This is a genomic window from Emticicia sp. CRIBPO, from assembly GCF_009905725.1.
Taxonomy (GTDB): Bacteria; Bacteroidota; Bacteroidia; order Cytophagales; family Spirosomataceae; genus Leadbetterella.
Map to the genome: position 1 here is coordinate 148,860 of NZ_JAAAKV010000008.1, position 24,941 is coordinate 173,800.

General features: G+C 43.4%; 24 protein-coding genes and 1 tRNA gene. 13 read left to right on the forward strand and 12 right to left on the reverse strand.

The features are described 5' to 3' along the window. Positions 1-49: 49 nt before the first annotated feature. From GVN16_RS17445 to GVN16_RS17475, 7 genes are all read right to left on the reverse strand, one after another. The gene (locus tag GVN16_RS17445) at positions 50-1,240 is read right to left on the reverse strand and encodes a restriction endonuclease subunit S (RefSeq protein WP_166565209.1); all 1,191 of its coding nucleotides are present in this window, start codon (positions 1,238-1,240) and stop codon (positions 50-52) included. Continuing rightward, positions 1,231-3,693 (reverse strand): type I restriction-modification system subunit M, encoded by a 2,463-nt coding sequence (locus GVN16_RS17450; RefSeq protein WP_166565210.1) that lies wholly within the window; start codon positions 3,691-3,693, stop codon positions 1,231-1,233. The genes GVN16_RS17445 and GVN16_RS17450 overlap by 10 nt, the downstream gene beginning before the upstream one ends. A gap of 314 nt (positions 3,694-4,007) precedes the next feature. Beyond that, entirely contained in the window at positions 4,008-4,457 is a 450-nt protein-coding gene (locus GVN16_RS17455; protein ID WP_166565211.1) for a VOC family protein, read from the reverse strand. A 25-nt stretch (positions 4,458-4,482) separates the two neighbouring features. Further along, the gene (locus tag GVN16_RS17460; protein WP_166565212.1) at positions 4,483-5,262 is read right to left on the reverse strand and encodes a DNA alkylation repair protein; all 780 of its coding nucleotides are present in this window, start codon (positions 5,260-5,262) and stop codon (positions 4,483-4,485) included. Between the two features lie 110 nt (positions 5,263-5,372). Then, positions 5,373-5,864: an SRPBCC family protein gene (locus GVN16_RS17465; protein ID WP_166565213.1), complete on the reverse strand. Its 492-nt coding sequence runs from the start codon at positions 5,862-5,864 to the stop codon at positions 5,373-5,375. A 13-nt stretch (positions 5,865-5,877) separates the two neighbouring features. Continuing rightward, complete coding sequence (locus tag GVN16_RS17470) at positions 5,878-6,207, reverse strand: helix-turn-helix transcriptional regulator (RefSeq protein WP_166565214.1); 330 nt, start codon at positions 6,205-6,207, stop codon at positions 5,878-5,880. A gap of 110 nt (positions 6,208-6,317) precedes the next feature. Then, complete coding sequence (locus tag GVN16_RS17475) at positions 6,318-6,662, reverse strand: hypothetical protein (RefSeq protein WP_166565215.1); 345 nt, start codon at positions 6,660-6,662, stop codon at positions 6,318-6,320. Between the two features lie 303 nt (positions 6,663-6,965). Between GVN16_RS17475 and GVN16_RS17480 the strand changes: the two genes are divergently transcribed. The 3 genes from GVN16_RS17480 to GVN16_RS17490 all read left to right on the forward strand — a co-directional run bounded on the left by GVN16_RS17480 (position 6,966) and on the right by GVN16_RS17490 (position 11,907). Continuing rightward, the gene (locus GVN16_RS17480) at positions 6,966-9,572 is read left to right on the forward strand and encodes a phosphatidylglycerol lysyltransferase domain-containing protein (RefSeq protein ID WP_166565216.1); all 2,607 of its coding nucleotides are present in this window, start codon (positions 6,966-6,968) and stop codon (positions 9,570-9,572) included. Beyond that, positions 9,556-10,971 (forward strand): AcvB/VirJ family lysyl-phosphatidylglycerol hydrolase, encoded by a 1,416-nt coding sequence (locus GVN16_RS17485; protein WP_205748902.1) that lies wholly within the window; start codon positions 9,556-9,558, stop codon positions 10,969-10,971. Before GVN16_RS17480 ends, GVN16_RS17485 begins: the two co-directional genes overlap by 17 nt. A 216-nt stretch (positions 10,972-11,187) precedes the next feature. Further along, positions 11,188-11,907 carry a hypothetical protein gene (locus GVN16_RS17490; RefSeq protein ID WP_166565218.1) on the forward strand — a complete coding sequence of 240 codons (720 nt, stop codon included), beginning with the start codon at positions 11,188-11,190 and terminating at the stop codon, positions 11,905-11,907. A 157-nt stretch (positions 11,908-12,064) separates the two neighbouring features. Here the strand turns inward: GVN16_RS17490 and GVN16_RS17495 are convergent, their stop codons facing one another. Beyond that, positions 12,065-12,799 carry a polysaccharide deacetylase gene (locus GVN16_RS17495; RefSeq protein WP_166565219.1) on the reverse strand — a complete coding sequence of 245 codons (735 nt, stop codon included), beginning with the start codon at positions 12,797-12,799 and terminating at the stop codon, positions 12,065-12,067. A 578-nt stretch (positions 12,800-13,377) separates the two neighbouring features. Beyond that, positions 13,378-13,451: transfer RNA gene (locus GVN16_RS17500), tRNA-Met, on the reverse strand. Between the two features lie 144 nt (positions 13,452-13,595). Between GVN16_RS17500 and GVN16_RS17505 the strand changes: the two genes are divergently transcribed. The 5 genes from GVN16_RS17505 (at position 13,596) to GVN16_RS17525 (ending at position 19,078) form a co-directional block, all read left to right on the forward strand. Further along, positions 13,596-13,976, forward strand: coding sequence for an START-like domain-containing protein (locus GVN16_RS17505; RefSeq protein WP_166565220.1), 381 nt, complete (start codon positions 13,596-13,598; stop codon positions 13,974-13,976). A 70-nt stretch (positions 13,977-14,046) separates the two neighbouring features. Continuing rightward, positions 14,047-15,546 carry an LptF/LptG family permease gene (locus GVN16_RS17510; protein ID WP_166565221.1) on the forward strand — a complete coding sequence of 500 codons (1,500 nt, stop codon included), beginning with the start codon at positions 14,047-14,049 and terminating at the stop codon, positions 15,544-15,546. A 53-nt stretch (positions 15,547-15,599) separates the two neighbouring features. After that, complete coding sequence (gene rpsO, locus GVN16_RS17515; protein WP_166565222.1) at positions 15,600-15,875, forward strand: 30S ribosomal protein S15; 276 nt, start codon at positions 15,600-15,602, stop codon at positions 15,873-15,875. Between the two features lie 132 nt (positions 15,876-16,007). After that, positions 16,008-18,155, forward strand: coding sequence for a polyribonucleotide nucleotidyltransferase (gene pnp / locus GVN16_RS17520; RefSeq protein ID WP_166565223.1), 2,148 nt, complete (start codon positions 16,008-16,010; stop codon positions 18,153-18,155). Between the two features lie 59 nt (positions 18,156-18,214). Further along, positions 18,215-19,078, forward strand: a complete 864-nt coding sequence (locus GVN16_RS17525; protein ID WP_166565224.1) for an RNA polymerase sigma factor RpoD/SigA — start codon at positions 18,215-18,217, stop codon at positions 19,076-19,078. 43 nt (positions 19,079-19,121) lie between these two features. Here the strand turns inward: GVN16_RS17525 and GVN16_RS17530 are convergent, their stop codons facing one another. From GVN16_RS17530 to GVN16_RS17540, 3 genes are all read right to left on the reverse strand, one after another. Beyond that, entirely contained in the window at positions 19,122-19,634 is a 513-nt protein-coding gene (locus GVN16_RS17530) for an SRPBCC domain-containing protein (RefSeq protein ID WP_166565225.1), read from the reverse strand. A 3-nt stretch (positions 19,635-19,637) separates the two neighbouring features. Next, complete coding sequence (locus GVN16_RS17535) at positions 19,638-20,021, reverse strand: VOC family protein (protein ID WP_166565226.1); 384 nt, start codon at positions 20,019-20,021, stop codon at positions 19,638-19,640. A gap of 75 nt (positions 20,022-20,096) precedes the next feature. After that, entirely contained in the window at positions 20,097-20,525 is a 429-nt protein-coding gene (locus tag GVN16_RS17540) for a DUF1761 domain-containing protein (RefSeq protein WP_166565227.1), read from the reverse strand. A 108-nt stretch (positions 20,526-20,633) separates the two neighbouring features. On the opposite strand from GVN16_RS17540, the gene GVN16_RS17545 reads away from it, so the two are divergent. From GVN16_RS17545 to GVN16_RS17565, 5 genes are all read left to right on the forward strand, one after another. Continuing rightward, on the forward strand, positions 20,634-21,692 hold the full coding sequence (locus tag GVN16_RS17545) for a sensor histidine kinase (protein WP_205748903.1): 1,059 nt from the start codon (positions 20,634-20,636) through the stop codon (positions 21,690-21,692). Between the two features lie 4 nt (positions 21,693-21,696). Continuing rightward, positions 21,697-22,452, forward strand: a complete 756-nt coding sequence (locus GVN16_RS17550) for a LytTR family DNA-binding domain-containing protein (RefSeq protein WP_166565228.1) — start codon at positions 21,697-21,699, stop codon at positions 22,450-22,452. A gap of 115 nt (positions 22,453-22,567) precedes the next feature. Continuing rightward, complete coding sequence (locus GVN16_RS17555) at positions 22,568-23,314, forward strand: ParA family protein (RefSeq protein WP_166565229.1); 747 nt, start codon at positions 22,568-22,570, stop codon at positions 23,312-23,314. A 4-nt stretch (positions 23,315-23,318) separates the two neighbouring features. Then, entirely contained in the window at positions 23,319-24,230 is a 912-nt protein-coding gene (locus tag GVN16_RS17560) for a ParB/RepB/Spo0J family partition protein (protein WP_166565230.1), read from the forward strand. A gap of 48 nt (positions 24,231-24,278) precedes the next feature. Then, positions 24,279-24,938: a DUF5683 domain-containing protein gene (locus tag GVN16_RS17565; RefSeq protein WP_166565231.1), complete on the forward strand. Its 660-nt coding sequence runs from the start codon at positions 24,279-24,281 to the stop codon at positions 24,936-24,938. Positions 24,939-24,941: the final 3 nt, after the last annotated feature.

The following is a 24,941-nucleotide window of genomic DNA, read 5'->3' on the forward strand; positions in this document are numbered from 1 at the left end:
TGAAGCTTTATCAATTCCTTTACATTAAAGCAGGGAAGGATACATTTTGTCAAACCAATCTGATTCTTCCGGTGAGCAGTTCGTCCATCATGCCGGCCTTCAGGGCTTTGTACTTGCCGAGTTTGACCTCAAGCTTCTCTAATTCCAGGTCCATGTCGCTGATCAGGTCTGCAATGGCTTTTTGCTCGGCTTTGTCAGAAGGTAAACGGACACTCATGCCGGTGAGGGTGTCCATTTTAATGTACGGTGTATTGCCTGCATTGGCCTCCGTAAATATCCTGTCTTTCAGATAGATATCGAGATAAGCCTTAAGATAATGGACGTTTTCGTTGAAGCCCGACATCACGTAGGTTCTCTGGTAGGCATTGAATTTGCCTTTGTAATAATGAATGTATCCGACATTCGATCCGTTGCCTGAGATCATAAGGGCTTCGGTATCATAAGCATATTCGTCAATGTGATAGTATTCTTTGGCACAGGTATAAAACCGGTACATGCCGTTGCTCACCATGGCATTGGCATCCAGTTTCCCGGTGGTGATTTCAGAACAGGTATCACCGAGGTTGACCACTTTCCAGGGTTGTGAGAAACCCGAGAGCCGTTTTTTGCCGGTGAAAATCAGCTGCATGGTGGCTGATTTGATGGCCTTCTTTTTCTGGATGAGTTTTTCGAGCGATTTTATCAATAAGCCTGCCGTATTTAAGGCGTTGGCAATGGAATCCTGTTCGTCGACAGTAGGAGGCAGAACGATCGGCAGAATCCGGGCTATTTTGCCGGTGTAACTTTGCTGTTTGGTACCCTGGCAATATTTGAGGGCCAGCTGCCCTCCAAACCTGACATAAAAATGGTAAAGGTATTCACCGGAAAGTTCCTTGCCCGGAAACAAGGCCATACAGGATTGGTTGGTGGTGGCTTCTTTGCCTGTAATGCCGCAGCTTCCTCTTGTGCCATCGGCTTCCAGTCCTGTGATGGCGATCAGGAACGTGTTTTCGGGTAATATTTTGAGATTTTCGTGTTTTACAGCCTCTTCTGTCACTTTCTCGGCAGTGTCCGTAATGATGTTGTAGTTGAGTTCCCCGCTGGTAATCCACAGAATGTTGCCTTTATAAAACTCAGGCATACTCCTGGAAGGCGTATTTCCGCTTGAAAATCCCGTCATGACCTCTTCGAACCTTTTCAGATGCCAGTCGGCAGGAACAAGGCCCAGTTCGGTCTTTTTATACCCTTTGATTATTTCCATTCAAACCCCATTTTCTTTAAGTGATCCTTTACTTTGGCTGCCAGATCGTCCGTTTCATCTGTCAGCTGAGGTAATGTATTTTCATAGCGGTCAGCCAGCTCCCTGATCCTGTCGGCCAGTCTGTGACTGATCTTTTCCATTTCAGACTTCAGGTCTTGTTGTAACTTTCCCATCCATTTCTTTTCTACTACGAGGGTTTTAATATCCTCTTCAGTAAGTAGGTTGAAATGATTGACTACATATTTTTCAAGCAATCCTACGGCTTCCTTTACCTTGCGGTTGAGTACGGATTCCTGTTCTGTGAGGGACAGTGCAGACCTCAGAACCGATAATTCGTCTTCTCTTTCCTTACCATACTGCACCCGGGGTTCGGCTGCGATTTTTAACAGGTCAGCGGCTGCTTTTTCCTCTTCGGCCGCTTTGAGCTTTTTCAGCAGCAAGGCTTTGTTAATTTTACTTTTGTCGTTTACAACATCAGAGAGATAACCGTCTTCGCCGCCGTGTTCTTCTTCGAGGGCTTCGATCTGGCTTGAAACAGATGAACGTTGAGATTCAAGTTCAGATAATTTTTTCTGATGTTCAATATAATATTCCTCAATGATGATTTTACGGGGAATGATCCGGCCTTCCCATTCTTTTTTGCGGTTAGTATTCTCAACCTCATTCCCGGCAGACCAGCCTGTGCTGATTACAGCATATACATCATCCTGCATGGTTTCGTTCCAGTAGGTCATCAGATGCTGATAGATGTCGTAATTGTCGATCAGTTTTTTATGGGCAAAAGACTTCAGCAGACTTTCAGACAATTGTTTGATAATCAGCTTAGGTTTCAGGCCAATGCTCAGCTCTTTTAAGGGCAGCATATTTTCCTGCTGCCATTTCAGGAATTGCCTGCTGATGTCATCTGTATAGGCTTTGAATTCGCTGTTTCCGAAAATAGTCCGGCGGATATCGGCAGAACTGACTTTGAGCGTGCTGTAGTTTTGACGTTTTCCGGGTGCAAACAATTCGTTTTTCAGAGACGGGTAAACTTCCCAGTAAGGTTGAAGTAAATTAATATCTCCGTCCGGAATATCTCCGAGTAAATGAGCTTCTATATCCTGCAGGTCTTCTTCTTCCTGGCTGTCGATATACCTCGGAATATTGAGATTATAGTCATTGGCTTCTATTTCACTGAGCGGGACGTCCCTCGAAAACTTCGGCACACTGACTCTTTGGGTGAACACATCCACAACTTTCTTAATGTCCTGTTCCCTCAACCTGTTCTTGTTGCCGTCCTTAACATACCCTTTTCCGGCGTCAATCATGAAAATACTGTTTCTTTCAGTGGTATTTTCCTTGTCAATCACAATGATGCATGCCGGGATGCTGGTGCCGTAAAACAGGTTGGGCGGCAGACCGATGATGCCCTTGATGTATCCTTTTCTGACCAGGCTTTTCCTGATGTCTCCTTCGGCATGACTTCTGAACAATACACCATGTGGCAAAACCACCGCTCCTTTGCCCTTGTCTTTGAGGGAGTGAAGGATGTGTAACAAAAAAGCGTAGTCTCCGTTTTTGACGGGAGGAACACCAAATTCTGTGAACCGTCCGTAAACGTCCTGAAACGGGTTAAATCCGTCAGTCCAGTTTTTGCTCGAAAAGGGAGGGTTCGAAACCGCATAGTCGAACTTCATCAGGCTGCCGTCATCGTTCAGAAACAATGGATTCGAAATGGTGCTCTGGCCTTTGGCAATGCTGATCCTGGGATTATTATGCAGGATCATATTCATTTTGGCCAGTCCGGCGGTGGTCACTTCTTTCTCCTGTCCATAGAGCAGGATGCTTTTGGCAGCTTCCTCCGCTACTTTGAGTAACAGTGAGCCGCTGCCGCAGGTGGGATCATAGGCAGAGGTTTCGTCATTTGAATTGACTTCATTGATGCCCAGGATCTTAGCCATGATGCGGCTTACTTCTGCAGGCGTATAAAACTGGCCTTTGCTTTTCCCTGATTCAGCCGCGAAATGACGCATGAGGTATTCGTAAGCATCTCCGAGGATGTCGTCGCCGTCAGCCCTGTTTTTGCTGAAATCGAGTTCAGGGTTTTCAAAAATGGTAATCAGGTCGCTGAGCTTGTCGAGCATTTCTTTGCCTTTGCCCAATTTTTCTTCGTCGTTGAAGTTCGCCTGTGTGATAATGCCGGTGAGTCCGTTGGCCTCAGCCAGTTTGCTGATGATCCGATTGATCCCCTGACCAATGTCTTTTTTGTGTTTTAAGGCCACAAGGTCTTTGAAACTGCCGCCTTCCGGTACCTTAATTAAATCTTCTGTTGATGTGGAATATTTATCAGAAACATATTTTACAAACAAAAGTACCAACACGTAATCCTTATACTGGGAGGCGTCCATTCCTCCCCTCAATTTATCACAACTAGCCCATAGTGTGGAGTAGAGTTCAGACTTTTTAATGGCCATGCGACTTATTTAATTCTATATATTTTTATTCAAACCCTATTTTCCGGGTTCAATTTTATAAAAAAATCTAAAAAAAACGGAATAATTCTTGTTTATTATTTTGACTCGCCTATATTACCTACTTGTAATATATTATGTACTAAAGTTAATGGTATATGTTATAGGCACTCGCAAAAGATGTTAAAATCAGGGTTTGAAAAGCAGGTTTTCAGGCGATATGATTTACCCGGCTCCTTCACTTTCAGCAGACACCCCCTGAAAAAACAAAAACCGGAGCTTTTACCCCGGTTTTAAAAACAGCTTTTTCATTAATTTTAGCTTTCGGCAGCATCTTTAAGCCCCTGGATGTCCAGCTTGTCGATTTTAAGCATGGCCTGCATCACTTTTTGTGATTTGACCGGGTCTCCGCCGCCCATCAGTTGCCCCAGAGTATCCGGTACAATCTGCCATGAAATGCCGAACTGGTCTTTCAGCCAGCCACATCTTTGTTTTTCTCCGCCTTCCGAGAGCTTCTCCCAGAAATAATCCACTTCCTCCTGCGACTTGCAGTCTACAAAAAGGGATATAGCCGGGCTGAAGGTAAACATCGGGCCACCGTTCAGGGCCATAAACTCTTCGCCGTCGAGGATGAATGTGGCCGACATGACATTGCCCGGAGGGCCGGATAAGCTGGTTATCTTCGAATTTTTGAAAACGGAGGTATAAAACCTGGCTGCTTCTTCTACTTTGCCGTCAAACCAGAGGAAAGGAGTAATTTTTTGCATAGTAATAATGAGTTTTGGTTATTCTTTAAATGTCTTTTGTTTTCAGATCCATATAATACTTTCTTTTCTCGGGGCCGAGGTGCTCAATGGCATATCTGAGGGCCGTTCGAGGCATAGAGGCAGCATGTTGGTCCAGGAAGTCCAAAAGCCGCTCAGCGTGGCCGCTGCCGCCTGCGTGGCGTATCCAGCCCCCCATGGCTTTGTGTATCAGGTCTTCCCTGTCATGTACCAGCATTTCCCCGATGCTGAAGGTATCGTCGACCTGGCCTTCTTTTATGAAATATCCGGTGCTGACAATGGCCGTCCGCCTTTCCCACATATTGTCCGAAACAGCCAGCCGGTACAAAATATCCCTGGGTTTATCAATGAGGTACCTGCCGATGACATACACTGCGGCAATATCTACCAGATCCCAGTTGTTGACCCGGTCATGACGCCTGAGGTAAAGGTCAAACAACTCTTTTCTCTGGCTTTCGGACGTTTTCTTCTCCCGGGCTTTTTTATCCATGATGCTCAGGGCCCCGGTTCTTATTTCATGTACAGGGCTTTCCAGCATCTTTTCGAGTTCAGAAACCGGCATGTCAATAAACGCTTTGGCGATTTCAAACAACTGGCCCATCCGGATACCCATAAATACATCGCCTTCGCCATACTGGCCTTCGTCAGATTTGAAATATCGCTGTATTTTCTCCAGCTCCCTGTCAGACCTGAAAGATTCCATGACACTTATAAAGACTTCTGCCGTCAAGTCCGTAGTTTGCCTGGGTAGTTTGGTCAATGGCTGGGTATAATCCGGTTTTTTCATGAAAATCAGAATAGTAACGCATTTATAATCATGCAAATATCATCTCAAAAATTGGAATTATGGTATCCTGTAAGCGACATTTATAGGGGGTGATTGCGACTCATATGGTGTCAGGCCAGTTTCCCTGATTCGATCAGCTCATCCAATCTTGCATGGGAGTCAAGCACCCCTCTTTCCATGCCTGACATGACCATTCCGTCACGGTCAGCCACGGACTGGAAAACAGATTGGATGACTACGCGGGTCCTTCCTCCGGGTAGGGACTCAAACCTGGCGGTTTCCATGGCCGTGTGGCCCTTTTCAGGTAGTCCTTCAAACTCAAAAGTCTGGATGATCCGTTCGGAAGCGGTCATTTCATGGCATACCCCGTGAAAACCGTATTCATTGCCGTTTTTATCTTTGGAAATGTAGCGGTAGGATCCGCCTGTTCTGGCTTCAAATTTTTCATACTTTGTTTCAAGGTCTCTCGGGCCCATCCATTGGACCAGCAGGCCGGCATCTGTAAATGCCCTGAAGACCAGTTCTCTCGGGGCTTCAAATTCCCTGGTGATAAAGATTTCCTGTTTGCCGGGTTCGGCAGTGATTTTTGTCTGATTTTTCATAATTAAATTTTGATTATTGATCCGGGTTCTGTTTCAGTTTTTCCAGCAGGTCGTCAAGGGCATCGAAACGCTCTTCCCATAGTTTACGGAAGGGTTCAATCCATTCAAATACTTCATTGAGTTGTTTAAGACTGGCTTCGCAATAGCGTTCCCTGCCTTGTTTTCTGATCACAAGGAGGCCACATTCGTTCAATACCTTGATGTGCTGGGAGATGGCCGGCCTGCTGACCTCAAAGTTGTCAGCAATGGCATTCAGGTTCATGGATTGAAATGCAATCAGGTTGATGATTTCTCTCCTGGTAGGATCTGCGATGGCCTGGAATACGTCTCTTCTTATGATCATTTTAATAATATGTAAGTATTTGCTTACAAATTTATATGTAAGCAAATACTTACGCAAATTATTTCTGATATTTTTTTGAAGATTCCTGAAACAGGGGATATAGATCCGGATTATTCTTCAGCATCAAAATCTTCAATTTCCTCGACCGGAACATCGACAATAAATTCATCATAGTAGGGATTGTCCTGGTCTGAGTAGGTGCCGTAGGCGTTGATCATAAATCCTTTCAGACCATCTTTGGCTTCCATAATGTAGACGATCGACATATCAGCCGGATCGGATTCTCCTTCAAACCGGTAAATTTTTCTGATGACCAGGTCTTCCGGCTGGTACCTCTTTTCTTCTTCGTTAAATCTGGCTCCTTTTTTATCCAGGGTGATTTCTTTGGTAAAACCCCTGGCATTGATTTTATCTAAAACCCGGCTCAGCGGGGTCATTGATCTTGATGTGCTCATAATTTTTCTGTTTAAATTATTCCCGGGATTTTTGAGGCCGGTTTTATAATGATTACTGTTAAAAAACCGTACCATCAGGCATAGAATTACTCTTTGGGCAGTCTGAGTATATATTCGTACCGGAGTTTGCTGCTGCGTAAAGCGGTGTGTATGCTGTAAGTCTTCTGCTGTCATTTTCAATGACGGATCGATAATATAAAATCAATTTTATAATTATGATTTACCCATGAGCGTTACATGAGAGATATTTTTTAATGTCACTGATTATTTTGAACTTTAGCCAGAATCTTAATAATACATCCCATGTTTAGAATTGATCTTAACCTTCGCAAACCGGTCATCTATTCTTACCTCAAAGAAAATTCTAAATTAATCCTCCAGTTTATTTTTTCTGCCTTCTTTATTGGGATGGGCGTATGGTTTTTTAAGCATGAACAGTCTGAAATACAGTCGGTTAAAGATGTGCTGGCAGCCTCTGACGTATCGTGGCTGTGGTCCGGAATTGCTGTTACACTGATTTATCTCCTGATGCACGGCTTTATGTACAAAGCGTCTTTCAGGGCCGTAGGTAGCCATGTGGATTTATCAGACGTCGTGATTTTGTATCTGAAAAGAAACCTGGTGAGTATTTTTCTGCCTGCAGGAGGAGTTTCTTCGCTGGCTTTTTTCAGCGGACCGATAGAAAAGAAAGGCGTAGGCAAATCGCAGATCAGCTATGCGTCTATGATCTATGGTTTTGTGGGGATACTGACCGTTTTTTTATTGGCGATACCGGCCTTTTTATATGCCCTCTTTGTGAGTTCTCTGGGTTCGGCAGACTTACTGGGCCTGCTGGCTTTGGTGCTGTTGCTCGGACTGCTTTACTATTTTTACCGCTCCGTAAAGAAAAAAAGCAGATTTTATGATTTTCTGATCAGGCATGTGCCGTCTCTCGAAACCGTGTTTGAAGAAATCTCTACCAATAAAATCAACAGGAAGTATGTCTTTTACAGTATTGCCTTCAGTCTGGTGATAGAAATTCTCGGTATCCTGCACTTGTATATTGCCATGGCGGCCCTTAACCTTTCCCCTTCTGTTTTTGTAGCGGTGATGGGCTATGTCATTGCTGTGATTTTTATGATCATTTCTCCTTTTTTAAGGGGTATGGGTGCCGTTGAACTGTCAATGACCTATTTACTGATGCGATTCGGGTTTAGTAATGTGGAGGCGGTTTCCATCACATTTCTTTATCGTTTTTTTGAGTTCTGGCTTCCGTTTTTTGCCGGTATTTTCAGCTTTCTTCTGGCTGTCAACAAGCTGCTCATGAGGATTATTCCCGGTCTTTTGTTGTTTGCTCTGGGCATTGTAAACATCATTTCGGTACTCACGCCTGCCATTTCGGGGAGACTGGATTATCTCAGGGATTTTGTACCTACCGACATCATAACGGCTTCCAATTACTTCGTGTTTGTAACAGGACTGTTCCTGCTCGTAACAGCAGCTTTTATGTTCAAGGGGTTGAAAATGGCCTGGTATTTCGGATTGGTTTTTGCCGTCATTTCATGCATAGGGCATATGACCAAAGCCATAGATTACGAAGAGGCCCTGGTTGCTTTTTTCATTGTGATCATCCTGCTGGTTTCGCGAAAACAATATTATATAAAACATAACTCCCGCCTGAGGCAGGTCGGGTTACAGACCACCGTCCTGACAATATCCGCTACACTGATCTATGGCATCACCGGATTCTATTTTTTGGATAAAGAACATTTCGGAATTGATTTCAGCCTGACTGAGTCTGTCGTCAATACGTTAAAATACTATTTTCTGATTGGTGGTGATCTTGTGCCTGCAGATGTATTTGCCCGGGATTTTCTGTATTCGATTAACATCTGTGGTTTTTTGTCAATTGTTTTTTTGACCTATACTTTGGTAAGGCCTTATGTTTTCAGGAATACCATTTCAGATGAGGATGTCGAAGAAGCCGGAAAAATATTGGAGAAATACGGCAACAACAGCCTTGATTATTTCAAATTGTATAGCGACAAGCTGATTTTCTGGTCTGAAAACCGCGACAGTTTTATTTCTTACCGGGTTTCAGGCACCTTTGCAATAGTGCTGGGAAACCCCGTGGCAGCTACAAAGGAAGAAATGGAATCCTGCATCCGCTCTTTCGATGACTATTGCTATCAGGCCGGGCTCAGAAGCCTTTACTACAGGGTTCCGGAAGCCAACCTGGAAAGTTACATTCAGAAAGGAAAACGCAGGTTGTTCCTGGGACAGGAGGCGGTCGTGGACCTGACTACCTTCACGATGGAGGGCGGCAACAGGAAGTCCATGCGTAACAGCATAAAGAAAGTAACAGAAAAAGGCTTTACCGCTCATATTTACGCTCCTCCTTTGAAAGGCGGCGTTTTGCAAAAGATAAAACAGGTATCGGATGAGTGGCTGAAAGATACCCACAGGAGCGAGATCATATTTTCGCAGGGGATGTTTGATGAAGAGGAACTGAGAAACCAGGTGGTGATCGCAGTGGAAAGCCCGGATGAAAAAATGGTCGCTTTTCTGAACGTCATTCCCGATTACGTCAGAGGAGAAGGTACCTATGACCTGATCCGCAAGACGGCCGACGCTCCTTCAGGGGTGATGGATTTTTTGATGGTAGAGCTTTTCATGTACTTTAAGAAAGAAGGCTACGAGGCTGTAAATCTTGGCCTGGCCCCGATGTCGGGACTTAACGACCCGGCAAATTTTCCGGAAAAATCATTGAAGTTTGCTTACGAGAAGATCCGGGCCTTTTCACATTATAAAGGCCTGAGAGATTTCAAAGAAAAATTTGGCCCTGTCTGGTACAACCAGTACCTTATATATGAGCAGGATTATGACCTTATACAAATTCCAAATGCATTGGCACATGTCATCAAACCGTAGTTTTTTAGTGAAGATTGCTCTTTTGTCTTTTCTGATTTTTCCCTCATTTCAGATAGATAAGGCAGCCCCAGTGGCACAGGAAGTGATGAATTTCGGGCAGTTTGGGAAAATAACCCTTTACAAACCTCAGAAAACACCCCGGTCACTGGCCTTGTTTGTTTCCGGAGACGGGGGCTGGCAATTCGGGGTGATCAATATGGCTAAATACCTGGCCATGCAGGGCGTGCTTGTTGCCGGAATAGACGCAAAGTATTTTGCCGCATCCATGTCAAAGCTGACCTCAGAGTGCTATTATCCTGCGGCAGATTTTGAGCAGCTCAGCATGGTGATTCAGAAGAAATACAATTTTACAGATTATTCAAAACCTGTTCTCGTCGGGTATTCCTATGGGGCAACATTGGTTTACGGCCTGCTGGCACAGGCTCCGTCAGGGACCTTCAAAGGGGCTATAGGGCTGGGTTTTTGCCCGGACATTGAATTGAAAAAGCCGCTCTGCAAGGGCAACGGATTGAGTTCACATGTCCTGAAAACAGGGACTTATTACCTTGACAGGACCGAAAAGCTGACGGCTCCGTTTATCGTTTTAAATGGCGTAAAGGATAAATCCTGCCCGTTTGATGCCACCGCAAAATTTATGAAAAGTATGCCGGATGCAGAACTCGTTACTTTGCCGAAAGTCGGCCACGGGTTTTCGATTGCGGACAACTGGCTGCCACAATTCAGACAAGCCTATATGAAAATCCAGCAAACCAATCAGCCGGTTAAAGCCGGGGTCAGATTACAGACTAACTTACCATTAACACTGGTTCGTGCGGCCTCAGAAAAGAATAACGCCCTGGTTTTTATGATATCCGGCGATGGTGGCTGGACTAGTTTTGATCAGGGGCTGGCAGAAACTTTTGCTAAAAAAGGGTATGATGTACTGGGTTTGGATGCTCAGAAATACTTCTGGAAAGCCAAAACTCCCGAAAAAGCAGCATCGGAAATAGAAAAGGCGATCGGGATTTATATGGACCAGCTAAAAAAGAAATCGTTTCTTTTGGTAGGCTACTCTTTTGGAGCTGACGTTGTCCCTTTTGTGGCCAGCCGGATATCTGAGCCCTTAAAGAGCAGTTTATCAGGTGTTTGTATGTTATCTCCGGAAGAGTACAATGATTTTGAGATCCATGTGGCCGATATGCTGAATTTTGGCAGTAAAGAAGGGAAATACAATGTTCTCAGGGAAACAGAAGCCCTCAAATCCATAAAACACCTCTGTATGTTTGGAGATAAGGAAGACAGTGCCACCGCCAGGCAATTCAAAGAGAAAGGTCTGCCTGTGGTTATACTTCCGGGTGGGCACCATTATGACAATGACTACCAGGCCGTGGTCAATAATATCCTCACGAGAGTCAAATAACCTGCCTCTTAGCGTTAAATCTATCCTGCAGCACTCCGTAGGGTCATTTTGTCGCAATAATTCCCCAGTTTGCACCAGTCTCCCTGTGTTTTGATCTGATTTCAAAGACAGTGGCCCGCGTACTTGATTGCTTTAGGGTGAAGTACCGGCCGGATCAGTTTTTTTAATCACCGTCATAATAATAATGTCTTTATAAAAATAACTAAATCTTCTGAAATGAGAGAAAAGAGAATAATCCCGGGACTGATGCTTCTTGCCACCTTGTTTTGCATTGAAGCCTGTAAAAAAAGCGACACTTCCGTCAATCCGAATCTGACGGCTTTTAATTGTTCGGGAGTCACATTTTCGGATACCGCCATGAGCAGCATTGCCTATAGCGGCACTGCGACAGTGCCTTATGAAGGTGGGAACGGCGATCTGTATCCTACGGGCACTTCGGTAGCTTCTACCGGCGTGACGGGCCTATCTGCCGTGATTGTGCCGGGTCAGCTTAAACAAGGTTCAGGCACTGTGAAATACACCATTACAGGTACTCCCACCGTAGCAGGCACCGCTTCTTTTGCCATCAGCCTCGGAGGGCAATCTTGCACGCTCGTCTTACCGGTTTCTCCTTTGAAAGCAACCGTGACAACACTTACCGCCTCTGTATCCCCCGCAACGGCGAAGAAAGACAGTGCTTATAACGGTAAGGTAACATTAGCCTATACAGGCGGAAATGGCGGCTTATACCCCGCATCTTCAGTGATGTCGAAAGGAGTTACCGGGCTTACAGCCACCCTGACTGAAGGTACATTGGCCACGGGTTCTGGCAATATTACGTATACCATAACGGGCAAACCGGCCTCAGTCGGTACGGCAGGTTTTGACCTGAGCCTGGGAGGTAAAAGTGTAAGCGTGGCTATTACGGTTTCGGCGGATACTACGAAAGTGAGATAATAAGCTTGATCACCTGAATTAGCCTTATTTGTGTAGCTGCGGGGGTAAAAAGACTATAGCTCATAGTAAAGCATCAGCAAAAAACAGCCGCTACAGGAAAAAGTAGCGGCTGTTTTACAACTTTCTGACAGTCCGGTTTATCAGAAGCATCCTCGTATTAATGTTTGAATTCGCTCTCTACGCTTTCACTGAGGTCATATAGCAGCCATTGATGATTCAAAACCTCGGATTTACGGGTCTGTAGCAATTTAATAAAATCTTTGACCCCGACGGGTTCATTGCCGTTGCCATGAATGAGCACAATACTGCCTGTCTCAGGACGCTGGCCTTTGGCTAGCCAGGCATCGCTACCCACGGGAATCAGTCCTGAAGCCACTACAAGCTCCACGATCTTCTGATCCGATACCAGGCCGGGGAATCTGAAAAATACCGAAGGAGTTAATCCACGCTCCAGCATGGCAATCTCCGTACCCAGGATTTCGAAATTCAGGTCAGTGCCGGGTTCCAGTAAAAAATTGCTGTGCGGAGGTATTTTAGGGTCATAATTATGATTGTAGGTATGGTTAACCCAGGTGACAGATATCTCACCTGCTTCAACGAGACCTTTTAACCATTGGATGTCGTCAGGATGATCAAGCATAAATTTACCTGTTATGGAAAGGGCTACAGGCACCGGTTGCTCTGTTTTACTGAATTCTGTGATCAGGGATGTAAAAATGATTCTGTCCAAAGGTTTTTTTGAAGGACAAAGGTCGATGGTTAGCGTAATGCCGTGTTCCTGAGGAAAACCATGCGTAATACCGGCATCTTGCAGCGGGTAAGATTTTTTCAAAGCTGCTTCCAGGGCATTGACATAAGGGGTATTTTTATAGACAGAAATTAAGCCCTTCATACTTAACGTTTTTACAGAAATCTGCTCCGAGGGGAAGATTTGTGTCTGCAGTTTTACAGGATCAAGGCCCAGAAAAAATATTTTTCCTGATTGTTCATATTTTCTTAAAATCAGTACATTTTTTCCCTGGTAACTGCCTTCCGCAAAAAAGATGCTGTAATTTTTTATGTTTTCCCGGGCAAATCCATCAAGACTGATTACCGCCAAGGAAATTGCAATAAAGGTGGTTTGAAAGGAACGGCTCCATTTGATTGACCCCATAATTTTCAGATATGCTGTTTTAAATTCCGGTAAATTTATAAAATTGTTAACTCATATTTTCACCCGGTTTGATTAACAACGCCTGAGGGCGGCAGGTTTCTGAATAAGGCGTAAATCTCACGGGCATCAGAGACCAGCGGCCTGTAAATGAGAGAGAAAGAAGTTTTTTGTTAAGCTTATTTAAGGAAAGAGGAGGTCCGACTCAGTGATATGAAATTGTACTTTAATAATAAAATCCGCACAGAAATAAGGAGAAATTATGAAAAAAGCAATAAAACAAAAAAGCAACCCGATATAAATCAGATTGCTTTTTTTCGTAGCGGGGACGGGAATCGAACCCGTGACCTCCGGGTTATGAATCCGACGCTCTAACCATCTGAGCTACCCCGCCGTCTTAACAGGGTGCAAATTTAGGAAATGAAAAATAAGAATCCAAAAACATTTTAAAACTAAATTCAAAATAAAAAAAAATACAATGGTTTCCTTGCTTTAATTGGTCTAATCTCCTAAATAGAACAAAATTAATAATTGAAGTATGGCAAAGCATAAATTTGTAGAAGAATTCCCATTCAAAACCTCACCTAAAGTGCTGTATAACTACATCAGCACCCCCGGAGGGCTTCAGCAATGGTTTGCCTCAAAGGTGACGATGGACAGCAGTCATAATTTTAATTTTTCCTGGGATGATGAAATTCACACGGCAATGCTCACTTCTTCGAGATTAAACAAATCAACCCGTTTCGATTTTATTGGTAAAGACGAAGGCAATTTTCTGGAGTTTAAACTGATCACCAGCGAAATTGACGGCTCTACTTACCTGAGAATAACCGACTGCTCTGATAATAACAGCGACAGCGATCTGCTTGATCTTTGGTCAGGACTGATCGACGAACTGAAGGAAATTGTAGGAGGCTGATAGTTAAAAAATCTAAATTCTTTGTTTTCGAAGCAAAAGATATGGAATTTTGCATCTGAAAACGATTTGAATGAAAAAAATAGATAAGTTGATCATAAGGGCTTTTATCGGCCCCTTCATTTTAACCACAGCAGTAGTCGTATTTATCTTTCTGATGCGGTTTCTGATGATGTATTTCAATGATTTCATCGGAAAAGACCTCGGCCTTGATGTTTTTGGCAAGCTTTTTATCTATTTCTCTCTCATTACCATTCCGATCTCTCTTCCACTTTCCACTTTGCTGGCTACCCTGATGTGTTATGGTAACCTGGGTGAGCATACCGAGATCACCGCCATGAAATCAGCCGGTATACCGCTTTCCCGCCTGATCAGGCCGGTCCTTGTTTTCGTGTTTTTTGTTTCGGTATTCTCTTTAATTTACAATAATTATGTCAATCCATGGGCCAATCTTAAAGGTTATTCCCTGCTTTGGGACGTTAAAACCGCAAAAGTGACCCTCAACATACAGGAAGGTATTTTTTACAGGGAAATCCCGGGCTACAGGATCAAGGTGCAGGATAAATACCCTGACGGAGTAACCCTTAAAAATGTGATGGTATATGACCACACTGCCAACAACGGAAACAAAAGCGTAACTGTGGCTGATTCGGGTAAAATGTATTCAAAATACAACAACACTTACCTGGTTTTTGAGCTGTTTAACGGATACAACTACATAGATCAGAACAACGGGTTTAACCAATACAACGAAACCCAGTTTGTCAAGAATAAATTTAAAAAGAACCAGATCATATTCTCCCTGGAGAGTTTCGGGATCAAGCGTACGGATGAAAACCAGTTCAAATATCATGAATACATGAAGAATATTGCTGAACTGACCACCCAGATTGATTCTACAAACAAAGAAATCAAAAACTCCGTCAAATCACAGGTACAGTCGCTTCAGTCGCTGAGTGTCTATCAGTTTAAACCTGTGCAGCCTGTTCAGAAGGTATCTGCCCAAAAGGACACTACCTATGTGGTGATAAAACCCGGCCCGTGGATTGAGAAGCGTTATTCTACCAAAACGCAGTTTTACAGAGACCAGGAAATGCTGGAATCGGCCATTTCCCAAAGCAAGAACCTCAAGTCCCAGCTGGAAACCAACGACGTGATCCTGACCGGAAAACTGAGGGACATGTACAGGGCCGATGTGGAAAGATGGCATAAGCTGACCATGGCCATATCCTGCCTGGTGATGTTTATGATCGGGGCCGCTTTGGGGTCTATCATCAAAAAAGGCGGTTTCGGAATGCCCGTGCTTTTGTCCATCAGTTTCTTTATATTCATGTATGTCCTGATGCAGCTGGGCGACAAATATGCCAAAGAAGGCATCATCCCGGTGGTGGTAGGGGTGTGGATTCCCAATTTTATCCTGCTGCTGATCGGTATTTTCCTGATGTACAAAGCCTCGAATGACGCCCGTTTATTTGAAAGCGATATCTACAACGTTTATATTGACCGTGTGAAAACCCTGTTCCAAAAAATAAAATTGAAAAGACAACTGAAAATTTCAAATAATTATTCGTAATTTTGCAGGTGTTTTATTTTTATTTACCAAATTATTAATCTAGGTTAGGATACATGTATTTAACTTCGGAGAAGAAACAGGAGATTTTTGAAGCCAAAGGCTTTGAAAAAAAATCAAGCGATACCGGTTCAGCTGAATCACAAATCGCATTATTTACTTTCAGAATCGCTCACCTTACAGAGCACCTTAAAAAACATAAGCATGATTTTTCTACGCGTATGGGACTTTTGAAGCTTGTAGGAAAGCGTCGTAGATTGTTGAACTATCTTATTAAAAAAGATATCGAGCGTTATAGAGCTATAATCGCTGAACTCAATATACGTAAGTAAAAATCTGGGAATCTCATTCATATGGGATTCCCAAATTTTTTCTGATACTTCAGACTTTAATTTATCCCCGCGGACTTGAAAGGATAAAATCATCGCATCAAAAGCGGAAAATGCGATATAATTTTTTTTTTAATGTTTACTATTTTTTCTCAGACCATCCAGATGCCGGATGGTAAAACAATCACCTTAGAAACAGGAAAACTGGCTCGTCAGGCCGATGGTTCTGTAGTAGTCAGATCAGGTAACGCCATGCTTTTAGCCACTGTTGTAGCGGCTAAAGAACATAAAGAAGGAACTGACTTTTTGCCACTTTCAGTGGATTATCAGGAGAAGTTCGCTTCTGCAGGTAGAATACCGGGAAGTTTCCAACGCAGAGAAGGAAGACTTTCAGATAATGAAATATTGATATCAAGACTTATTGACCGTGCCCTCAGACCGATTTTCCCTGAAGATTATCATGCTGAAGTACAGGTAATGGTAACCTTGCATTCTGCTGATGAAAATATTCAACCGGATGCTTTAGCTGCCCTGGCCGCTTCTGCTGCCATCGCTGTTTCGGATATTCCATTCAACGGACCGATCTCTGAAGTCCGCGTTTGTAAAATCGACGGACAATACGTTGTTAACCCGGTCACCAGCGAAATTCTTAAAGCTGATCTTGACCTGATCGTAGCCGGTACGCACGACAACATCATTATGGTGGAAGGTGAAGGTAACGAATGTTCAGAAGTGGAGATGATCGAGGCGATAAAAGTGGCTCACGAAGCCATTAAAATCCAGATTGCCGGACAAAATCTTCTGGCTGCTGCCGTAGGATCAACTGAAAAGAGGGTTTATAACCACGAAATTCATGATGAAGAGCTCAGAGAAAGAATGAACAAAGAGCTTTTCGATAAAGTTTATGCGGTTTGTCTTGAAGGTTCTGCCAACAAAAATGTCAGAAAAGAAGGCTTCTCTGCTATTTTGAAAGAGTTCATTGACTCATTCGCAGAAGGAGAAGAAAAGAACAGTGCTTTGATCAAAACATATTTCGGAGACATCACGTATGATGCTTCAAGAAAACTGGTTCTGGACGAAAGAAAAAGATTGGACGGTCGTCAGCTTACTGAAATCAGACCTATTACCTGTGAGGTGGATTATCTTCCGTCTGCACACGGTTCGGCTTTGTTTACAAGAGGTGAGACGCAATCTTTGTCAACTACCACTTTAGGTACCAAACTGGATGAGCAGATCGTTGACCAGGCTATGCAGTCCGGTTACTCTAAATTCTATCTTCACTACAACTTCCCTGGTTTTTCAACCGGTGAGGTAAAACCTAACAGAGGTGTAGGACGAAGAGAAGTAGGTCACGGTAACCTGGCCATGAGGTCACTTAAAAAAGTTTTGCCTCCTGTAGATCAGAATCCTTACACCATCAGAATTGTGAGTGATATCCTTGAATCAAACGGTTCGTCGTCTATGGCTACAGTTTGTGCGGGTTGTTTATCACTTATGGATGCGGGTATTCCGATTGCTGCACCGGTTTCAGGTATAGCGATGGGATTGATCACAGATACTGCAACAGGTAAATGGGCGGTATTGTCTGATATCCTTGGAGATGAAGATCACCTGGGTGATATGGACTTTAAAGTAACCGGTACTGAAAAAGGTATCGTTGCCTGCCAGATGGATATTAAAATCGGTGGTTTATCTTACGAGATTCTTGAACAAGCCCTTAACCAGGCTAAAGAAGGAAGATTACACATTCTTTCTATCATGAAAACGGCCATCGAAAAACCGCGTGCTGACCTTAAACCTCATGCACCGCGTGCTCATACTATTATTATTGACAGAGAATTTATCGGTGCGATCATCGGGCCTGGTGGTAAAGTGGTTCAGGAAATCCAACGTGAATCAGGTGCTACCATCACCATCGAGGAAAAAGATAACAAAGGATATGTGGCGATATTTGCTACCAATGGCGACAGCATGAACATGGCCCGCCGTCGTGTGGAAGGTATCGTTAAAATGCCGGATGTAGGAGAAGTTTACACTGCCAAAGTGAAATCGATCCAGCCGTTCGGAGCATTCCTAGAGTTCTTACCTGGTAAAGAAGGTCTTCTTCATATTTCTGAGATTTCTTGGGAAAGACTGCCTAGTATGGACGGTGTCCTGGAAGAAGGCGAGGAGCTTGAAGTGAAGCTTACAGAAGTGGATAAAAAGACCGGAAAATACAGGTTGTCGAGAAAAGTGTTGCTTCCAAGGCCAGCCAGACCTGAAAATACACAAAAAGAACAATAATTGATTTATAATTGTTGTTAGACTAGTAATCGCTAAATTTTTTTAAGAAGAGATAATATATGAGACAGCTAAAAATTAGCAAACAAATCACCAACAGGGAAAGTCAGTCACTGGATAAATACCTTCAGGAAATCGGTAAAGTGGATTTGTTAACTCCGGATGAAGAAGTTATCCTGGCTCAGAAAATCAGAGACGGTGATCAGTTGTCTTTAGAAAGACTTACCAAAGCAAACCTCAGATTTGTTGTTTCAGTAGCCAAACAATACCAGAATCAGGGACTATCATTAGGTGACCTGATCAACGAAGGTAATTTGGGTTTGATAAAAGCAGCACAACGTTTTGATGAAACAAGAGGATTTAAATTTATATCTTATGCCGTATGGTGGATCAGACAATCTATTCTTCAGGCTCTTGCAGAGCAGTCAAGAATTGTGCGTCTTCCGCTTAACAGGGTTGGGTCACTGAATAAAATTTCCAAGACTTTTTCAGAACTTGAGCAGAAATTCGAAAGGGAGCCATCTCCTGAAGAATTGGCCGAGGTATTGGAAATCACCGCTAATGAAGTGGTGGATACCATGAAAATCTCTGGTCGCCACGTTTCTGTTGATGCTCCGTTTGTACAGGGTGAAGAAAACAGTCTTCTTGACGTCCTTGAAAATGACCTGGAAATCAGGCCTGATCAGGAACTGATGAATGACTCGCTTCGCAGAGAGGTGCTGAGAGCCCTTTCTACACTTACGCAACGAGAAGCTGAGGTCATTATGTTCTACTTTGGTTTAAATAATGAGCAGGCCATGACTCTGGAGGAAATCGGCGAGAAATTTAACCTTACCCGCGAGCGTGTAAGACAGATTAAAGAAAAAGCCATCAGGCGTTTACGCCAGACCTCGAGGAGCAAGGCTCTGAAAGCATATTTAGGATAATTTAAAAAAAGACCCGTGAAAACGGGTCTTTTTTTTGTCAATATCATGCATTGATGACCTGAGTGAGAGCCAGATCTTTATTTCTCAGATCAATTCCCCCTTCAAGTACCGACTTCAGATTTACAAGGTAAAACAGCCAACCTTCGAGACACCCCAGGTGCCAGTTAACCCTGCTTTTTTCGTCAACAGGTATATCATATTGTTTCAGTTTTACACAAGTGAGTCCTTTTTCTTCCGAAAGACTTATCAGTACTTTCATATCAGTAGAACCGTTGCCAGTAAAAGTAAAACAAAAAACGTCAGATCCGTTAGCCTGAAGTATATGTCCTTTTTCAAAGACATTGTCGGGCCAGCCATGCCATATAAAAGTATATAAATCCCCGACTCTGGCCTCTTCAGTTACCTTCAGACTCTTTCCGTTTACATCAGTATAAGTACACTGCCTTAAAAACCAGCTTTCCATGCCTTCCTGTGTAGCAAGGCATGTATAAGTTTTCGAAACAGGAGCATTGATATAAATCTTCTTTTCGAAGGAGCTCCAGTCGTAAGCTTCCATCGTTTAAGCTATTGAATGAAGGCCGATCCTGTTGCCTTCTGTGTCAATAAATACACCCATAAAGCCGAATTCATCGGAAATGGCAGTTTTAGGGACGATGATTTTTCCTCCGGCACCTTCCACTTTGTCCAGCACATGTTGTACGTCGGGATTGCCGTTAAGATAGATCAGCGGACCGTCAGTGGGAGAGGGTTTATGAAAACCACCGCTGTCAACAATCGCACCGCCAATACCGGTCATCATGTCTTCGACCGGGAACATCCTCATTTTGAGGCCGTCGTTCAGGTCCATCGGGATCAGGGAAATCCCGAAAATGGTTTCATAGAAAGCCGTGGCTCTGCCAAGGTCTGTTGCCGGAATTTCAAACCAGCTGATTGCATTTTGCATAGGATAGATGTGTTTAAAGGGTTAAAATTTGCTGTCATTGCGAAAGTATCAAAAAAAGAACAGATTACCGTCTTGTTATCTCCATAACCCGATGATGGCTCCCATCAGCGTCATAGCTACGAGTGAATACCCTCCATTAATAAAGATCAGGCGGACAGGCTTGTGCTCAAACAGCCCGTGAACAGCCACAAAGCAGAAAACCCAGATACCGGCAAGAAACCCTGCGGTGGATCCCCACACAATATCAGTTTTCTGGGCACAAACGCCGGTACATTCTGCCGGGGTATCCGCCAGGAACATGCCCAGGTTAGCGGCAGCGATGAGGGTCAGTACGAAAGCCCAGCCGTAGATTTTAGCGGCATTTCCGGACTTGATCTGTTCGAGGGTCAGGGCGTTGTCTTTCATCCAGGCTGTGCCGAAAAGGGCCGGCGAATACCAGATGCCGCCTAAAACAAATGCCGAAACTCCGGCTGTAAGGATAGCAAACCAATTGATCGTTTCCATAATTTAAATTTTATATTTAGTAATTTGATAAGTACATTTATAAGGACAAATCTAGGTGGATCACCGATTTTTGTAAAATTAATTTTACCGAAAACGGAAGCTTGAACGATGAATCAGGAAATAAGTGAGATAAAGCAGGAAAAGATAATCCTGAACGATATCGGCTTCAGGCTGATTCTGATACCCACCTTCGGTATTTTGATTCCTTTACTTACTGACCTGATCTCTTATGATTCGTTTTCTCTGACCAAAACCAAGCTTGCTTTTCTTTATTCTATCCTGATTTCATTTGTGATCTGGCAGGGAAACCGCTTTTTGCTTTTTACACTCAGGAGCTATTTCAACTGGTTCGAGAAGCCTCTTAAAAAGGTTTTCGCCCTTATACTGACCGTACCGTTTTACACGCTTCCGGTCAGTTTTATCATGCTGTTTGCTTACTACGGGATTTTCGAAGGCGGCCGGGTAGACTGGAATAAAGTGAACATGACTTCGCTTATTATCCTGATAGCCGTGCTTTTTATCGTTCATGTGTATGAAACGGCGTTTACGGTAAAAGAAGCGGAATCGGAAAAAATAAAACGGGCCCAAACCGAGAAAGTAAAGGCAGAGGCAGAACTGGAGGCCTTAAAGAACCAGATAGACCCGCATTTTATCTTCAATTCATTGAATACCCTTTCGCACCTGATTGAGGCCAACCCGGCCAAAGCCAAGCTGTTTAATGATGCCCTGGCTGATGTGTACCGGTATATTTTACAGAACAAAGCCAGGGACATGGTGTTTCTGAGAGATGAGGTCAATTTCCTCAACGCCTATTTTTCACTTATCAAGATCCGTTTTGAAAATGCCGTGAAACTGGTTTCCGACATTCCGGAAGAGGCACTTGACCGGTACCTTATTCCGCCCATTTCACTACAGACCATGGTTGAAAATGCAATCAAACACAATGTGTTCAATGATAAAAAGCCGATTCAGTTACATATCAGGTTTACAGGAGAAGAAATTATTGCCGCCAATAACAGGAAGGAGAAAAAGACCGGTATTCCTACTTCGAAAACAGGACTTAAAAATTTGAACGACCGTTATCTTCTGATTACCGGAAAAATGATTAAAATTACGGAAGACAAAGATTGGTTTTCGGTAAGCCTGCCACTCGTAAGTTTCAACTGACCCTATGAAAGTAATCATTATTGAAGATGAAAAGCCGGCAGCACAAAAGCTGGAGAAAAACCTGACGGAACTGAGACCCGGCATTGAGGTGTCGGCCATTCTGAACGACATCGCCTCGTCATTAAGCTGGCTGCGTGAAAACCAGCCGCCGGATCTGATCTTTATGGATATTAATCTCTCGGATGGTCTGTGTTTTAAGATTTTTGAACAATTTCAGATCAGTTGCCCGGTGATTTTCACCACGGCCTATGACGATTACTGGCAAAAAGCTTTTGAGCATAACTGCATTGACTACCTGCTTAAACCTGTGAAACTTGAAAAACTGGAACAGACGCTTCAGAAATATGACTGGCTGCAAAAGCACTTTTCTGAAAATGTGGAAAGTTTGTTTTCAAGCCTCAAAGGAGAGGTGAAAGAGCCGTTCAAGAAAAGATTCCTGGTCAAAAAGGGCCTGGAATATTTTTCGATCAAAACAGAAGACATTGCTTATTTTTATTCGGCACACAAGATGGTCTGCCTGGTAGAGCAGGGTGGGGGCAAGTTCATTGTCGATTTTTCACTGAATGACCTGGAAGGAATGCTCGATCCGGCTTGTTTTTTCAGGATAAACAGGCAGTTCCTGATCCAGCGTGAAGCGATGGCTAAAATTAAATCATTGCCCAAAAGTAAACTGAGCATAGAACTGAGGCCTGTATTTCCGGAAGAAATCGTTATCCCGCAGGAGGTTGTACCTTTGTTTAAAACCTGGATTGGGAATTAGATTTCCGGGTGTTAAATTTGCAGTCGTTTTAAATAAAAAGTATTCATGAAACTATCGTGGAACATTTTTGCTTATTAAGGCTAATTATCGCAAATTTGTATTTTTAAGATTATTGATGAACAAAACGATCGGTTTATATAATTGTGACAAAAAATCCGGAAAGACTGTTTCTGCGGTTTATCTGGCTGAGAGTTTCGCCACTTTAGGTTTTAAAATACTCCTTATTGAAGCCGACCCTAAAAATTCGCTTTCGGCTTTTCTCGGACTGAAAACCAGTCAGAGCACACTTACTTTCCAGGATTTGTTCAGAGAAGATACCCAGAAAGACATTACGGTGTATAAGCCTAATTCTGCTTCCTGGTCATGTATTCCTTATGCCTCTGCCCATTCGGGACAGGGGTTGTACCAGGATGAAAACAACCTCGATGTTCAGAAACTGGAAAAAATCAGGGCTCAGTTTGATTATGTCTTTATAGATTTTCCTTCGAGGACCTATCAGACTCCGAATGCTCTTTTTAAAAGCGTAGATTCGGTCATTGTCCCTGTGGAATCCGAGTATTTTGGTCTGGATACGCTGGACAAGACTTTTGAATGTCTCATTACGATTCAGGATGTACTGATTGAGGGTATTTTGCTCAACAGGTTTGATGCCAACAATTCATTTTCGCCGACCTTGCTGGCTAAGATGAAGGAGATTTTCTCTGACCTCGTTTTTGAGTCCATTATTCCGAGAAATTACTACCTGGGTTTACCCGATTGCTCATTTGAAGCATTGTTAAATAAAACCACACACTTCGGCGTTGCAGATTATCTGAAACTGGCCAATGAAATTATTGAAAAACAATCTGTAACAGAATCTTAAAGTCATGGATAAAAATAAAAAGAGAATTGGATTGGGAAGAGGCCTGGGTGCATTGCTGGCTGACGTCCCTGCTCAGACTGAAGATTCGACAGCTACAGAGTCAGCAGAAATTGTAGAAGCGGCGATTTCAAACGAAATTCCACTTCACGAAATTGAGACGAACCCCTTTCAACCCAGAACTAACTTTGATAAAGAAGCCCTGATGGAGCTTTCAGAGTCTATCCGTGTGCAGGGGATTATCCAGCCGATTACAGTCAGAAGACTCGGGCCTAACAAGTATCAGCTGATTTCGGGTGAAAGGCGTCTGCAGGCTTCCAAACTGGCAGATCTGAAGGCTATTCCGGCTTATATCAGGGAAGCAGATGACCAGCAGATGCTGGAAATGGCCCTGATTGAGAATATCCAGCGTGAAAACCTGAATGCGATTGAAATTGCCCTGAGTTATCAGCGTCTGATGCAGGACTGTGACCTGAAACAGGAAGAGCTGGGCGACAGGGTAGGGAAGGACCGTTCGACGGTAAACAACTACATGCGTCTGCTGAAACTGCCGCCCTTGATTCAGGCCGGTCTGAGAGACAAAAAAATCAGCATGGGACATGCCAGGGCTTTGTTGAGTCTTGAAAATAAAAAAGACCAGGAAAAGCTGTTTTATATTACCGTTACGGAGGAATTGTCTGTAAGAAAAGTAGAAGAGGCGGTCAGGAAGCTCAATGACGACAGTCCTAAATCTGCTAAACCGGAAGGGTTAAAATCTGTTAAAAGAGAAATATCCGAAGTTCAGGATCGTTTAACCGGATGGTTTGGTAAGAAAGTGAGTGTCGTAGCTGATGATAAACATAAGGGAGAAATCAAAATTCCTTTCATATCTAAAGAAGATCTTGATGACATTATCAACCTGTTGAAATCAAATGCTTAAAAATTCATAAAAAAAGGAATTGAGGCTCAATTTCAGTTAAATTTGAGGATGTTTAATAAGATCTTTTTTATTGTTGTTTTAACGGTTTTTGGTCTTCAGAAAGGCTTTTCCCAGGATAGTCTGAAAGTGAAGGTAGATTCTGTACAGAAAATGGTTTCGAAAGCCATGACCGCCGATACCTCCAAAAAGATATCGAAGCTTAAGGCGTTTGGAACTACCATGAAAAAGGTGGCGGGGGCCGAAAAAATAGAGCCTGATGAAAGACCGAAGATTGCTTTTATCCGTTCACTGATCATACCAGGCACCGGGCAGATTACCAACAAACAATACTGGAAAGTGCCGATCATTGTCGGAGCCGCTGTCGGAGATGTTTTCTGGATCAGAAGTCTGAACAGAAAGTACAAGAATTACAGGAGCTACCTGATTGAAATGAATGATAAGGGATTGACTGAAATAACGATTGACGGCCGTGGTCCTTACTCGTTGCAGGGGGTTACTTCCGCCACCAATACATTCAGGCGATACAGGGACTTAAACATCATCGGATTTACGGCCGGCTGGCTGATTTTTGCGGTTGAAGCCAATGTGGCCGCCCATCTCAAGACTTTTGACATGAGTGAGGACATTTCCATGAAAATCACACCAACTGTTTTAAACGGCCCCATGAATGCAGCATTCGGGGTCAAATTTGAACTTAACATTAAATAACGA

Excerpts from the sequence above, each read along its gene's own strand:
- GVN16_RS17445 (WP_166565209.1), bottom strand. The coding sequence starts at position 1,240 with ATGGAAATAATCAAAGGGTATAAAAAGACCGAACTGGGCCTTGTTCCT.
- GVN16_RS17450 (WP_166565210.1), bottom strand. The coding sequence starts at position 3,693 with ATGGCCATTAAAAAGTCTGAACTCTACTCCACACTATGGGCTAGTTGT.
- GVN16_RS17455 (WP_166565211.1), bottom strand. The coding sequence starts at position 4,457 with ATGCAAAAAATTACTCCTTTCCTCTGGTTTGACGGCAAAGTAGAAGAA.
- GVN16_RS17460 (WP_166565212.1), bottom strand. The coding sequence starts at position 5,262 with ATGAAAAAACCGGATTATACCCAGCCATTGACCAAACTACCCAGGCAA.
- GVN16_RS17465 (WP_166565213.1), bottom strand. The coding sequence starts at position 5,864 with ATGAAAAATCAGACAAAAATCACTGCCGAACCCGGCAAACAGGAAATC.
- GVN16_RS17470 (WP_166565214.1), bottom strand. The coding sequence starts at position 6,207 with ATGATCATAAGAAGAGACGTATTCCAGGCCATCGCAGATCCTACCAGG.
- GVN16_RS17475 (WP_166565215.1), bottom strand. The coding sequence starts at position 6,662 with ATGAGCACATCAAGATCAATGACCCCGCTGAGCCGGGTTTTAGATAAA.
- GVN16_RS17480 (WP_166565216.1), top strand. The coding sequence starts at position 6,966 with ATGTTTAGAATTGATCTTAACCTTCGCAAACCGGTCATCTATTCTTAC.
- GVN16_RS17485 (WP_205748902.1), top strand. The coding sequence starts at position 9,556 with ATGTCATCAAACCGTAGTTTTTTAGTGAAGATTGCTCTTTTGTCTTTT.
- GVN16_RS17490 (WP_166565218.1), top strand. The coding sequence starts at position 11,188 with ATGAGAGAAAAGAGAATAATCCCGGGACTGATGCTTCTTGCCACCTTG.
- GVN16_RS17495 (WP_166565219.1), bottom strand. The coding sequence starts at position 12,799 with ATGAAGGGCTTAATTTCTGTCTATAAAAATACCCCTTATGTCAATGCC.
- GVN16_RS17505 (WP_166565220.1), top strand. The coding sequence starts at position 13,596 with ATGGCAAAGCATAAATTTGTAGAAGAATTCCCATTCAAAACCTCACCT.
- GVN16_RS17510 (WP_166565221.1), top strand. The coding sequence starts at position 14,047 with ATGAAAAAAATAGATAAGTTGATCATAAGGGCTTTTATCGGCCCCTTC.
- rpsO (WP_166565222.1), top strand. The coding sequence starts at position 15,600 with ATGTATTTAACTTCGGAGAAGAAACAGGAGATTTTTGAAGCCAAAGGC.
- pnp (WP_166565223.1), top strand. The coding sequence starts at position 16,008 with ATGTTTACTATTTTTTCTCAGACCATCCAGATGCCGGATGGTAAAACA.
- GVN16_RS17525 (WP_166565224.1), top strand. The coding sequence starts at position 18,215 with ATGAGACAGCTAAAAATTAGCAAACAAATCACCAACAGGGAAAGTCAG.
- GVN16_RS17530 (WP_166565225.1), bottom strand. The coding sequence starts at position 19,634 with ATGGAAGCTTACGACTGGAGCTCCTTCGAAAAGAAGATTTATATCAAT.
- GVN16_RS17535 (WP_166565226.1), bottom strand. The coding sequence starts at position 20,021 with ATGCAAAATGCAATCAGCTGGTTTGAAATTCCGGCAACAGACCTTGGC.
- GVN16_RS17540 (WP_166565227.1), bottom strand. The coding sequence starts at position 20,525 with ATGGAAACGATCAATTGGTTTGCTATCCTTACAGCCGGAGTTTCGGCA.
- GVN16_RS17545 (WP_205748903.1), top strand. The coding sequence starts at position 20,634 with ATGAATCAGGAAATAAGTGAGATAAAGCAGGAAAAGATAATCCTGAAC.
- GVN16_RS17550 (WP_166565228.1), top strand. The coding sequence starts at position 21,697 with ATGAAAGTAATCATTATTGAAGATGAAAAGCCGGCAGCACAAAAGCTG.
- GVN16_RS17555 (WP_166565229.1), top strand. The coding sequence starts at position 22,568 with ATGAACAAAACGATCGGTTTATATAATTGTGACAAAAAATCCGGAAAG.
- GVN16_RS17560 (WP_166565230.1), top strand. The coding sequence starts at position 23,319 with ATGGATAAAAATAAAAAGAGAATTGGATTGGGAAGAGGCCTGGGTGCA.
- GVN16_RS17565 (WP_166565231.1), top strand. The coding sequence starts at position 24,279 with ATGTTTAATAAGATCTTTTTTATTGTTGTTTTAACGGTTTTTGGTCTT.